Source organism: Flagellimonas marina (assembly GCF_042651185.1).
Taxonomy (GTDB): Bacteria; Bacteroidota; Bacteroidia; order Flavobacteriales; family Flavobacteriaceae; genus Flagellimonas; species Flagellimonas marina.
In genome coordinates this window covers 68,330-83,221 of sequence record NZ_JBHSCL010000013.1, presented here as the reverse complement: position 1 = coordinate 83,221, position 14,892 = coordinate 68,330, and the positions used below count along the sequence as shown (strand labels likewise).

Below are 14,892 nucleotides of genomic sequence, written 5' to 3'. Positions count from 1 at the left end.
ATAGAATGGGAATTGTTGATATCATTGGAAAAAAATAGGGTTATCATCCTGTGCGAAACAAAAAAGTAAACTAATTTTCGCCTCGTTTAGGTTTTTGGACAATTACGTGATGTTATTTTCCATTGAACCAAGCAATACAATGTATGTGGTAACTAATAACGAGTAATGCGCTTTTTGTCGATTAAAATAGGCGATTACCCTTAAAAGCATTAATTATGTGACTACATTGTTTGAAAGGTGTCTTATAGCGTAATTGGACACCATTTTATAAGAAAAGCCCCAATTTTCTTACACTTACGAGAACTACTAGCCATGGTGAATAGTTGACCAAAACTTTTCATTTATGGAGAATTTTACTTTTGTGGGACTTAGCAGCAAAGCAAGTCGCTATATTTCACATATGGCCCTTCTACTTATTTTAGGGCTGGTTACCTCCTTCAAAGTATCCCCGGACCGGGAAGCTTATAGCGACGGAAGAGTTCATGGAGCGGATGTGCCGGATGATGGTATTTCGCATACAATTGATGGCAATGCATTGGACATTGGTGTCTTCAATATGGACCGTTCGTTTGATTTCAAACTGGGCTTTGGTTTAGAAGCCTCCAAAGATTCAGACGGTGATGGGGTAACCGATGGAAAGGAGGATGCGGATGGAACGGATCCTCATGACGCTTGTAGTTTTATTTTGGCCCATCAAGATTGTACCCCATCTGAAGCTTGGAAAAAAGATGATTGTGATGGTGATGGAGTGACCAATGGAAAGGAAAAAGAGGATGGGACCGACCCTTTGGACCCATGTGATTTTATATTGGCGCATCAAGATTGTACCCCTTCATATAAATGGAAAAAAGATGATTGCGATGGCGATGGTGTGACCAACGGCAAGGAAAAAGAGGATGGTACAGACCCTTTGGACCCATGTGATTTTATATTGGCGCATCAAGATTGTACCCCTTCATATAAATGGAAAAAAGATGATTGCGATGGTGATGGAGTGACCAATGGAAAGGAAAAAGAGGATGGGACCGACCCTTTGGACCCATGTGATTTTATATTGGATCATCAAGATTGCACCCCATCGGAAGCTTGGAAAAAAGATGATTGCGATGGAGATGGGGTCACTAATGAGGATGAAAAAGAAGACGGGACCGACCCGTTGGATCCATGTGACTATAATCCAGACAGCATAACCTTGCCACAGAACGGTGATTATCTTGAAGCGGATTGCGATGGCGACGGGGTCACCAACGAGGATGAGATAGAGGATGGTACGGACCCTAACGATTCATGCGACTTTTTGCTTGGTAGCCAAACGGTGGACCCTTCATCCACTTGGAACGGAGAGGACTGCGATGGCGATGGTGTAACCAATGGTGATGAAAAAGAGGACGGCACCGACCCGTTGGATCCATGTGACTATAATCCAGACAGCATAACCTTGCCACAGAGCGGCGATTACCTTGAAGCGGATTGCGATGGCGACGGGGTCACCAACGAGGATGAGATAGAGGATGGTACGGACCCTAACGATTCATGCGACTTTTTGCTGAACAGCCAGACCGTAGACCCTTCATCCACTTGGAACGGAGAGGACTGTGATGGCGATGGTGTAACCAATGGTGATGAAAAAGAGGACGGGACCGACCCGTTGGATCCATGCGACTATAATCCAGACAGCATAACCTTGCCACAGAGCGGTGATTACCTGGAAGCGGATTGCGATGGCGACGGTGTCACCAATGAGGACGAGATAGAGGATGGCACGGACCCTAACGATTCATGTGACTTTGTATTGAGCAGCCAAACCGTAGACCCTTCATCCACGTGGAACGGAGAGGACTGCGATGGCGATGGTGTAACCAATGGTGATGAAAAGGAGGATGGGACCGACCCGTTGGATCCATGCGACTATAATCCAGACAGCATAACCTTGACCCCGTCCGAAGATTGGGAGTTGTTGGATTGTGACGATGATGGGAACCCAAATGGAACAGACCCAAATCCTTTGGCTGCAACAGCAGTGGATGATTCTGGGGCAACACCAGCATTGACTGAAGTGGCAATAAACATTTTAGAGAATGATGACTTTTTGCCGAATAGCGACGAGAACAATTTGGGAATAACAAGCCTTTCAAGAATAGGGGGAAATGCTGTCGGAACAGTCTCTTTTGACGCCGAAACAGGTTTAATGACCTATACACCGACTTTGGAAGAGTCCAATTCCTCGGTCACCATTGTTTATGAGGTGTGTAACGTGGTTCCAAATCCAGCGGTTTGTGCCTCGGCTACAGTTACCATTGAAGTAGGAGCAAATACAATTGATGCCGTAGATGATTCCTACACAGCTGATAGCTCAGTGGGCGGTGTGATTGTGGACAGCAATGTACTGTCCAACGATACCTTGAATGGAGGTCCCATTGCCTTGGAGGATGCGATTCTTTCATCAACGGCCACTGACGAATTGACCATCAACTCCGATGGGACCATAAGTGTTGCCCCAGGTACGTCTGATGGAACTTATACCATAGAATATACCATTTGCGAAGCCGCGAATCCATCCAATTGCGATACGGCCACGGTAACGGTTGAAGTAGAATCAGGTATGGGCAATGTCATTGACGCAGTTGATGATTCCTACATGGCTGATGGTTCAGTGGGTGGTGTGATTGCGGACGGCAATGTCTTGTCAAATGATACCTTGAATGGAGAATCAATCACATTGGAAGACGTTCTTCTCAACTCCACATCAACGGATGAATTAACGGTCAATGATGATGGAAGCGTTAGCGTGACCCCAGGCACACCAGAGGGTACCTACACCGTGGATTACACGATATGCGATATTACCGACGTGGACAATTGCGATACGGCAACTGTCACTGTTGAGGTCGGCCCCGGAATGAGCGATGACATTGATGCCGTAGATGATTCCTATACGGCTGATGGCTCAGTGGGTGGTGTAATTGCAGACAGCAATGTCTTGTCAAATGATACCCTGAATGGAGAATCAGTCACGTTGGAGGATGTTCTTCTCAGCTCCACAGCAACGGATGAATTAATGGTCAATGATGATGGAAGCGTTAGCGTAACACCAGGCACACCAGAGGGTACCTACACCGTGGATTACACGATATGCGATATTACCGATGTGGACAATTGCGATACGGCAACGGTAACAGTAGTTGTAGAATTGGGAATGGATAATGTTATCGATGCCATGGATGATGGGTATACTTCAGACAGTTTTGGAGGACCAATTCCAGATAGCAATGTTTTGGGAAATGATACGCTAAACGAAGAGATTGTTGATGCCATTGATGTGATTTTGACGTCAACGCCAACAGGTGAGCTCCGCATAGAACAAGATGGAAGTGTTGTTATAACGCCCGGATTGGAAGAGGGGACCTATACTATTGAATACACAATCTGTGAGGCTGCCAATCCAGAGAATTGTGATACGGCCACCGTAACAGTTTCAATAGAAAACATTTTAGTGAACCAATTGGTGACACCAAACGGAGATTTAAAGAACGATTTCCTATTCATTCGAGGAACGGACAGAATTAAATCCAGTACCCTCAAAATTTTTAACCGATGGGGCACCGCGGTTTATGAAGGAAAAGACTACAATAATATCAATAATGTATTTGATGGTCGGTCAAGGACAAAATCTGCTGTGGGGAACAACAATTACCTACCAGCAGGGGTATATTTTTATATTTTTGAATACGTTACGGATAGAGGCAGGTTTACAGACTCCGAATACATATATATAAGCAGGTAATACATTGATGTAGGATGATTAAAAAGCACATTTTAATTCCAATTTTATTTATAGGATTTGTATTTCAGGGGCTGGTGGCCCAGCAAGATGCGCAGTATACCCAATACATGTTCAACACCTTGAGTGTTAACCCCGCTTACGCTGGTTCTAGAGGTCAATTGAGCTTTGCTGGACTGTATAGGTCACAATGGGTTGGTTTGGATGGAGCTCCAGAAACTTTTACCCTTAACCTCCATTCCCCCATACGGAACAGCAGATTGGGATATGGCGTATCCATCGTAAACGATAATATTGGTGATGGAGTGGTGCAACAGACCTATTTGGATGCTGTGGTTTCCTATACCATTGAATTTGCTAGGGAAGCAAAGCTTTCTTTTGGATTAAAAATGGGAGGAAACATGATAAGTCTGGACTTTAACGGACTGCGAAATTTTGATCAAGAAGTCGTACAACAAGACAATATCGATAATCAGTTTAATCCTAATTTTGGATTGGGACTCTATTACCATACAGACCGGTTTTATGCAGGGGTTTCGGCGCCAAATATTTTGGAAACCGAATATTTTGACAATAGTGGGGGAGACGCCAACTCCGTAAACTTCCTGTCGGCACAGCAAATCAACCTATACTTAATTACAGGGTATGTTTTTGATATAGGAGCTGATTTAAAATTTAAACCGGCCTTACTAACAAAGGCTGTGGGTGGTGCACCATTGCAAGTTGATTTATCAGCTAACTTTTTGTTTGCGGACAGATTCAGTTTTGGTGCAGCGTATAGGTGGGATGCAGCGGTAAGTGCCTTGGCAGGATTCCAGATAACCGATCAAATTATGTTGGGATTGGCGTATGACAGAGAGACCACTGAACTGGGCGGCACCCAATTCAATGACGGTTCCTTTGAGATATTTCTAAGGCTGGAGTTATTAAAATCATTTCAAAGAACAGTATCACCCAGATTCTTTTAATATAATATAGAATGTTAAGAAGAATACTCATATTTCTTATAGTTTTTTCAGGTAGCGTGTCACATATTCTGGCTCAAGACAGTATTCCAGATCGGCAGCAGGCTAGGGTTAAGGCAAAAGCCGATGAGCGATATGAGGAATATTCTTTTAGACCGGCCATCGATATTTATAAAAAGGTTTTGGACAAAGGCTATGTCTCCTCAGATTTGTTAAAACGTCTGGGAAATTCCTATTATTTCAATGCCCAATATGAAGAAGCAGCCAACATCTATAAAAGACTCCAAGAAGAGTATCCAGATAAGATAAGTCCAGATTATATCTTCAGATATGCCCAGAGCTTAAAAACCTTGGGCAATTATGATGAGGCTACCCGAATGATGGAAAAATTCAGGGAGATTACAGAGACTGAGGGAGAATTTGATGAGGATTATCTGGATAAGATTGAGGCCAATTCAGGTCGATATACCGTAGAACCTTTTAAATACAACAGTAGGTATTCCGATTTTGCCGCATCATATTATGAGAAAGGGCTCATTTTTGCTTCAGATAGAGATACCGGTAATTTAGCCCGATATCGTCATACCTGGAACTCAAAAGATTTTTTGGATCTCTATAAAGTCAATGCAGATAGCGTTTCAAATGATCGAGTCGTAAAGCTGCAAGGTGATGTGAACACCAGATTGCATGAATCCACTTCCGTGGTCACCAAAGATGGAACCACCATGTATTTTACCCGGAACAATTTCTTGGACGGGAAGAAGTACAAAGATGCCAATGGAATTATTCGTTTGAAGATTTATAGTGCGGAAAATATCAATGGGGAGTGGACTAATGTGATTGAGTTACCATTCAACAATGATTCGTATTCTGTGGCACATCCGGTTTTGAGCCCAGATGAAAAGAGACTGTATTTTGTTTCTGACATGCCGGGAAGTTATGGCGAGTCTGATATTTTTATGACCGAAATCATTGGTGATGGAACCTACGGTCCCATTATCAACCTAGGCGGAAACATTAATACCATTGCGCGTGAAACGTTTCCGTCCATCACAAAAGATGGGGTGCTATATTTTTCTTCCGATGGCCATCAAGGCTTGGGAGGCTTGGACGTTTTTGCTACTAAAATAGCATTTGATGATTATACACAACCCGTGGTTAATGTAGGAAGGCCTATAAACAGTCCCTTGGATGATTTTTCCTATATTTTTGACCCAGAAGAAAAGACAGGCTATTTCTCTTCCAATAGGGAAGGAGGCATGGGAGAAGATGATATTTACAAATTTGTGGAGAATGAACCTTTGGTATTGGACTGCATCCAAGAGGTGACTGGTACGGTAAGGGATCGCATATCCAATGAAGTTTTACCAGGGGCCACTGTGAAGGTTATCGATGAGGAAAATAAGGAGATTTCTTCCACAATTACAGATTCTCAAGGGAACTATACACTTCAGTTGGATTGCTCCAAAGGCAATTTTGTGAGGGCATCCCGTGATGGTTATGTTCCAGCAGAAGAGTACCTTAACAAATCCTATGGGAAGCCACGAATTATAGATTTCTACTTAGAAAGAGATGTAATTACCGGTGGATTTGGGGACGATTTAGCAAAATTACTTCAATTAAGTACCATTTATTTCGATTTGAACAAGTACAACATTCGCCCCGATGCTGAAATCGAGATTCAAAAGGTTATCGTGGCAATGGAAAAATATCCCAGCTTAAAAATAAAGGTAAACTCGCATACAGATAGCCGCGGCAACGATGCCTACAACCTTTGGTTATCTCAAATGCGGGCAGAATCCACAGTTAACTATATGATTTCCAAAGGAATTTCTTCAGACAGACTTCAAGGAGAAGGCTTTGGAGAAACAAGATTGGTAAATGAATGTTTCAATGGAGTGCGTTGCACCGAAGAGGAACATCAATTAAACCGTAGATCTGAGTTTATCATATTTGAGTGATGTTTCATGCATCATCATGAACAACTTGGAAGGATACATGAACTACTGTGTCCTTTATTCATATTCTTTTTATACAATTCCATGACCTAAAAACAAGGATTTTCTGTGTTTTGTTTTTGGATATTGATTTAACCCAGACCTTTTCCATTACAATCTATAAAAAAGTTTTCCTAAGGAGACCTGTTTTCAATTGCATATCATATTTCTAGAATAAGGTGTAGTCTTTTTCGGGCAATAGGCATTCCGTTAACCATTGATAATAGTGATTTCATCGACCAATGGTCTTAAAAATAACATAAATATTTTGGGTCATCACCTCAGAATATGGATGCTATACAGTATGATTTTGGGCATACACAACAAATATTTCTTACCCCTATAAGTAAAGGTAATTTTGTAACGTGTAATAGAATACGAAGTGTGCATTAGAGGAAAATATCGCATAAAAACTAAGCTATTTGGAATTAAAAAGCATAACAAATACGATCCTCAACAAACAATTAACCCCATGAAAAAGAGCATAATAGCCCTTATCCTACTTCTCTCAACAGGAATTGCCTTTTCTCAAACCACGGTTACCCTTCAAGACCAGTGCAATTGCGAAGTCTTAAAAGGAACGGCCGTTTCCAGTCCAGGAGCCGTTACCCCAAATGGCGTTGATACGGGAGATATCTATGTCAATACGAATACAGGTACAATTTACTTTTGGGATGGAGATTCCTGGGAACTTACATCTTCTGACAATCAACAATTAACAGGATTTAATTTTGATGGGGCAACAAATACATTAACCTTGACCTTAGAGAATGGAGGCAGTGTAAATGTTGATCTAAGCAGTTTAAGTGACACTCTTGCGGACACAAATACTACAATTACATCTTTTGGGATTGATGGAACAAATACTAATCTTGTAATAACAGACTCAGATACAAATACGTATGCGGTAGCATTAGCGGATATTGCTGCGCTTATTGATACAGACGACCAAGCCCTCAGCTTGGCGGCCGGCAACATATTAACCTTGGAGGACGGTGGCACGGTCGACCTGACCCCATATCTGGACAATACGGACGACCAGGCGATCACGGCCTTCAGCCTTGACAACGCCACGAACATACTGACGCTGACCCTTGAGGACGGCGGCACCCAGACAGTGGACTTCAGCACTGTGCTTGCAGCGGCCGGAACCGACGACCAGGCCCTCAGCTTGGCGGCCGGCAACATATTGACCCTTGAGGACGGCGGCACTGTCGACCTGACCCCATATCTGGACAATACGGACGACCAGGCGATCACGGCCTTCAGCCTTGACAATGCCACGAACGTATTGACACTGACCCTTGAGGACGGCGGCACCCAGACCGTTGACTTCAGCACGGTGCTTGCAGCGGCTGGAACCGATGACCAGGCCCTCAGCTTGGCGGCCGGTAACATATTGACCTTGGAGGACGGCGGTACTGTCGACCTGACCCCATACTTGGACAATACGGATGACCAGGCGATCACGGCCTTCAGCCTTGACAATGCCACGAACATATTGACACTGACCTTGGAGGACGGCGGCACGCAGACGGTGGACTTCAGCACGGTGCTTGCAGCGGCCGGAACCGATGACCAGGCCCTCAGCTTGGCGGCCGGTAACATATTGACCTTGGAGGACGGTGGCACTGTCGACCTGACCCCATACTTGGACAACACGGACGACCAGGCGATCACGGCCTTCAGCCTTGACAATGCCACGAACATATTGACACTGACCTTGGAGGACGGCGGCACGCAGACGGTGGACCTGTCGGCACTGGACAACAGTGGTTCGGACGACCAGACACTGACCCTCTCGGGCAACAGCCTTTCCATCGAAGATGGCAACAACGTTGATTTGAGCGGCTACCTTGACAACACCGATGACCAGACCCTCAGCTTGGCCGCTGGCAACATATTGACCTTGGAGGACGGAGGCACTGTCGACCTGACCCCATATCTGGACAACACGGACGACCAGGCGATCACGGCCTTCAGTTTGGACAATGCCACGAACGTATTGACACTGACCCTTGAGGACGGCGGCACGCAGACGGTTGACCTGTCGGCACTGGACAACAGTGGTTCGGACGACCAGACGTTGACCCTCTCTGGCAACAGCCTTTCGATAGAGGACGGAAACAACGTTGATTTGAGCGGCTACCTTGACAACACCGATGACCAGGCTCTCAGCTTGGCGGCGGGCAACATATTGACCTTGGAGGACGGCGGCACTGTCGATCTGACCCCATATCTGGACAACACGGACGACCAGGCTATCACGGCCTTCAGCCTTGACAACGCCACGAACGTGTTGACGCTGACCCTTGAGGACGGCGGCACGCAGACGGTGGACTTCAGCACGGTGCTTGCAGCGGCTGGAACCGATGACCAGACACTGGCCCTGTCGGGCAACAGCCTTTCGATAGAGGATGGGAACAACGTTGACCTGAGCGGCTACCTTGACAACACCGATGACCAGGCCCTCAGCTTGGCCGCTGGCAACATATTGACCTTGGAGGACGGCGGCACTGTCGATTTGACCCCATATCTGGACAACACGGATGACCAGGCGATCACGGCCTTCAGCCTTGACAATGCCACGAACATACTGACGCTGACCTTGGAGGACGGCGGCACCCAGACCGTTGATTTCAGCACTGTGCTTGCAGCGGCTGGAACCGATGACCAGACACTGACCCTGTTGGGCAACAGCCTTTCGATAGAGGACGGGAACAACGTTGATTTGAGCGGCTACCTTGACAATACCGACGACCAGGCCCTCAGCTTGGCCGCTGGCAACATATTGACCTTGGAGGACGGCGGCACTGTCGACCTGACCCCATACCTGGACAATACGGACGACCAGGCGATCACGGCCTTCAGCCTTGACAACGCCACGAACATATTGACACTGACCTTGGAGGACGGCGGCACGCAGACGGTTGACCTATCGGCACTGGACAACAGTGGTTCGGACGACCAGACACTGGCCCTGTCGGGCAACAGCCTTTCGATAGAGGACGGAAACAACGTGGACCTGAGTGGTTACCTGGACAACACCGACGACCAGGCCCTTAGTTTGGCCGCTGGCAACATATTGACCTTGGAGGACGGCGGCACTGTCGATTTGACCCCATACCTGGACAACACGGACGACCAGGCGATCACGGCCTTCAGCCTTGACAATGCCACGAACATATTGACGCTGACCCTTGAGGACGGCGGCACGCAGACGGTCGACCTATCCGCACTGGACAACAGCGGAACTGACGATCAAACTGCGTTGGAGGTAAACTATGACAATACTACATCTGGTTTGAGTTCCACGAACACCCAAGCTGCTATTGATGAGCTAAAGGCGGACGTGGATGCCTTTGCGGCAACGTCTGGGCAGACAAATACCGCATCTAATGTTGGAGCTGGAGGAGTTGGTTTGTTTGCAAGGAAGACCGGAGCAAACCTTGAGTTCAAGAATATAAATGCTGGATCGAACATAGTTGTGATATCCAATGATGCAGGCAACGATGAGGTTGATATTGACATTAATGAGGCAAACCTCAGGATTACGGAAAGCCAAATCACTGATTTGACCCATACGGTTGATACAGATGACCAGACTTTGACCCTTTCAGGAAATACACTCTCGATAGCGGACGGTAACTCTGTCGACCTATCGGCACTGGACAACAGTGGTTCGGACGATCAGACACTGACTTTGTCGGGCAACAGCCTTTCGATAGAGGACGGGAACAACGTTGATTTGAGCGGCTACCTTGACAACACCGACGACCAGGCCCTCAGCTTGGCGGTGGGCAACATATTGACCCTTGAGGACGGCGGCACTGTCGACCTGACCCCATACCTGGACAACACGGACGACCAGGCTATCACGGCCTTCAGCCTTGACAATGCCACGAACATACTGACGCTGACCTTGGAGGACGGCGGCACGCAGACGGTTGACCTGTCGGCACTGGACAACAGCGGTTCGGACGACCAGACACTGACCCTGTCGGGCAACAGCCTTTCGATAGAGGACGGGAACAACGTTGATTTGAGCGGCTACCTTGACAACACCGATGACCAGGCTATCACGGCCTTCAGCCTTGACAATGCCACGAACGTATTGACGCTGACCTTGGAGGACGGCGGCACCCAGACCGTGGACTTCAGCACGGTGCTTGCAGCGGCTGGAACCGATGACCAGGCCCTCAGCTTGGCCGCTGGCAACATATTGACCCTGGAGGACGGCGGCACTGTCGACCTGACCCCATACCTTGACAACACGGATGATCAGGCGATCACGGCCTTCAGCCTTGACAACGCCACGAACGTATTGACGCTGACCCTTGAGGACGGCGGCACCCAGACAGTGGACTTCAGCACCGTGCTTGCAGCGGCTGGAACCGATGACCAGACGCTCACCCTGTCGGGCAACAGCCTTTCGATAGAGGATGGGAACAACGTTGACCTGAGCGGCTACCTTGACAACACCGATGACCAGGCCCTTAGTTTGGCCGCTGGCAACATATTGACCCTGGAGGACGGCGGCACTGTCAATCTGACCCCATACCTGGACAACACGGATGACCAGGCCCTCAGCTTGGCCGCGGGCAACATATTGACCTTGGAGGACGGTGGCACGGTCGACCTGACCCCATACTTGGACAATACGGATGACCAGGCAATCACGGCCTTCAGCCTTGACAATGCCACGAACATATTGACACTGACCTTGGAGGACGGCGGCACGCAGACGGTTGACCTGTCGGCACTGGACAACAGCGGTTCGGACGACCAGACGCTCACCCTCTCGGGCAACAGCCTTTCGATAGAGGACGGCAACAACGTTGATTTGAGCGGCTACCTTGACAACACCGATGACCAGGCACTTAGTTTGGCCGCTGGCAACATATTGACCTTGGAGGACGGCGGCACTGTCGATTTGACCCCATACCTGGACAACACGGACGACCAGGCGATCACGGCCTTCAGCCTTGACAATGCCACGAACATATTGACGCTGACCCTTGAGGACGGCGGCACCCAGACGGTGGACCTGTCGGCACTGGACAACAGTGGTTCGGACGACCAGACGTTGACCCTATCGGGCAACAGCCTTTCGATAGAGGACGGGAACAACGTGGACCTGAGTGGTTACCTTGATAACACTGATGGTCAGACCCTCTCATTGAGCGGTTCCGACCTATCGATAAGCGGTGGTAACACCATTGACATCAGTTCCATAGATACGGATACCGATGACCAGACATTGACCCTTTCGGGAAATACACTCTCGATAGCGGACGGTAACTCTGTCGACCTATCGGCATTGGACAACAGCGGTTCGGATGACCAGACGCTCACCCTGTCGGGCAACAGCCTTTCGATAGAGGACGGCAACAACGTTGATCTGAGCGCTTATCTGGACAACACCGACGACCAGGCCCTCAGTTTGGCCGCTGGCAACATATTGACCTTGGAGGACGGCGGCACTGTCGACCTGACCCCATACTTGGACAATACGGACGACCAGGCGATCACGGCCTTCAGCCTTGACAACGCCACGAACGTGTTGACGCTGACCCTTGAGGACGGCGGCACACAGACGGTCGACCTGTCGGCACTGGACAACAGTGGTTCGGACGACCAGACACTGACCCTATCGGGCAACAGCCTTTCGATAGAGGACGGGAACAACGTTGACCTGAGCGGATATCTTGACAATACCGACGACCAGGCGATCACGGCCTTCAGCCTTGACAACGCCACGAACATATTGACACTGACCCTTGAGGACGGCGGGACCCAGACCGTTGACTTCAGCACTGTGCTTGCAGCGGCTGGAACCGATGACCAGGCCCTCAGCTTGGCGGCCGGCAACATATTGACCTTGGAGGACGGCGGCACTGTCGACCTGACCCCATACCTGGACAACACGGACGACCAGGCGATCACGGCCTTCAGCCTTGACAATGCCACGAACGTGTTGACGCTGACCCTTGAGGACGGCGGCACGCAGACGGTTGACCTGTCGGCACTGGACAACAGTGGTTCGGACGACCAGACGCTCACCCTGTCGGGCAACAGCCTTTCGATAGAGGACGGGAACAACGTTGATTTGAGCGGCTACCTTGACAACACCGATGACCAGGCCCTTAGTTTGGCCGCTGGCAACATATTGACCTTGGAGGACGGCGGCACTGTCGATTTGACCCCATACCTGGACAACACGGACGATCAGGCGATCACGGCCTTCAGCCTTGACAATGCCACGAACATATTGACGCTGACCCTTGAGGACGGCGGCACGCAGACGGTTGACCTGTCGGCACTGGACAACAGCGGTTCGGACGACCAGACGTTGACCCTCTCTGGCAACAGCCTTTCGATAGAGGACGGGAACAACGTGGATTTGAGCGGCTACCTTGACAACACCGACGATCAGGCCCTCAGCTTGGCGGCGGGCAACATATTGACCCTTGAGGACGGCGGTACTGTCGATTTGACCCCATATCTTGACAACACTGATGGTCAGACACTCTCATTGAGTGGTTCCGACCTATCGATAAGCGGTGGTAACACCATTGACATCAGTTCCATAGATACCGATACCGATGACCAGACATTGACCCTTTCGGGAAATACACTCTCAATAGCGGACGGTAACTCTGTCGACCTATCGACACTGGACAACAGCGGTTCGGACGACCAGACACTGACCCTCTCTGGCAACAGCCTTTCGATAGAGGACGGGAACAACGTTGATTTGAGCGGCTACCTTGACAACACCGACGATCAGGCCCTCAGCTTGGCGGCGGGCAACATATTGACCCTTGAGGACGGCGGTACTGTCGATTTGACCCCATATCTTGACAACACTGATGGTCAGACACTCTCATTGAGTGGTTCCGACCTATCGATAAGCGGTGGTAACACCATTGACATCAGTTCCATAGATACGGATACCGATGACCAGACATTGACCCTTTCGGGAAATACACTCTCGATAGCGGACGGTAACTCTGTTGACCTATCGGCCTTGGACAACAGCGGTTCGGACGACCAGACACTGACCCTCTCTGGCAACAGCCTTTCGATAGAGGACGGGAACAACGTTGATTTGAGCGGCTACCTTGATAACACTGATGGTCAGACCCTCTCATTGAGCGGTTCCGATCTATCGATAAGTGGTGGTAACACCATTGACATCAGTTCCATAGATACGGATACCGATGACCAGACATTGACCCTTTCGGGAAATACACTCTCAATAGCGGATGGTAACTCTGTTGACCTATCGGCATTGGACAACAGCGGTTCGGATGACCAGACGTTGACCCTGTCGGGCAACAGCCTTTCGATAGAGGACGGGAACAACGTTGATTTGAGCGGCTACCTTGACAACACCGACGATCAGGCCCTCAGCTTGGCGGCGGGCAACATATTGACCCTTGAGGACGGCGGCACTGTCGATTTGACCCCATATCTTGACAACACTGATGGTCAGACCCTCTCATTGAGCGGTTCCGACCTATCGATAAGTGGTGGGAACACCATTGACATCAGTTCCATAGATACCGATACCGATGACCAGACATTGAGCCTTTCTGGTAATGATTTAACCATTTCAGAAGGAAATACTATTGATATTAGTGGAATTAACACAGACAATCAAGATGCATCCGAAGTTAACTCAGACAGTCCTGTTGATGTAGATGGTGATGGTAATACAGAAGCTACAGTGGAAGATGTAATTCAAGATATAGCACCGATTACTTCCAAAGCAGCACGAATATTTTATCCACCATCAATAGCTATAGATGCTTCCACAAATGGAACTGGACGAACCGTGGATTTATACGCTCAATATGTTGCTCAGTATGGTACTCCGGCCGTTGCAAGTGCGGGTGCACCTGCGGCTATACCAACGTATGCGGCTACTGACCTGTATTATTATATTACCTACGCTGATCCTACGGTTTTTGCGAACATGAGTATTGACGCCAATGGTGAATTAACCTATGATATTATTGGACAACCGGCAGATTACAATGCTTTGATCAATGTGGTGTTTGTTGTAAAGTAAAAATGATATAAAGACTAATCGATTTGAACTCAAATAACCTACATAAGTCTTTATTCATTGGATTGTTCATTC

Annotated in this window: 4 protein-coding genes; all 4 read left to right on the top strand. The window is 48.3% G+C overall.

The window, feature by feature from the left end; translation table 11 throughout:
* The first annotated feature begins 343 nt into the window (after positions 1–343).
* The 4 genes from ACFOWS_RS18445 to ACFOWS_RS18430 all read left to right on the top strand — a co-directional run bounded on the left by ACFOWS_RS18445 (position 344) and on the right by ACFOWS_RS18430 (position 14,820).
* A complete protein-coding gene (locus ACFOWS_RS18445) occupies positions 344–3,784 on the top strand; it encodes a T9SS type B sorting domain-containing protein (RefSeq protein ID WP_379767911.1) in 3,441 nt (1,146 codons plus the stop codon).
* A 14-nt stretch (positions 3,785–3,798) separates the two neighbouring features.
* Positions 3,799–4,749, top strand: a complete 951-nt coding sequence (locus ACFOWS_RS18440) for a PorP/SprF family type IX secretion system membrane protein (RefSeq protein ID WP_366588085.1) — start codon at positions 3,799–3,801, stop codon at positions 4,747–4,749.
* Positions 4,750–4,760: 11 nt separating this feature from the next.
* Positions 4,761–6,707, top strand: a complete 1,947-nt coding sequence (locus ACFOWS_RS18435; RefSeq protein ID WP_379767908.1) for an OmpA family protein — start codon at positions 4,761–4,763, stop codon at positions 6,705–6,707.
* A gap of 508 nt (positions 6,708–7,215) precedes the next feature.
* Complete coding sequence (locus ACFOWS_RS18430; RefSeq protein ID WP_379767905.1) at positions 7,216–14,820, top strand: hypothetical protein; 7,605 nt, start codon at positions 7,216–7,218, stop codon at positions 14,818–14,820.
* Positions 14,821–14,892 lie beyond the last annotated feature (72 nt).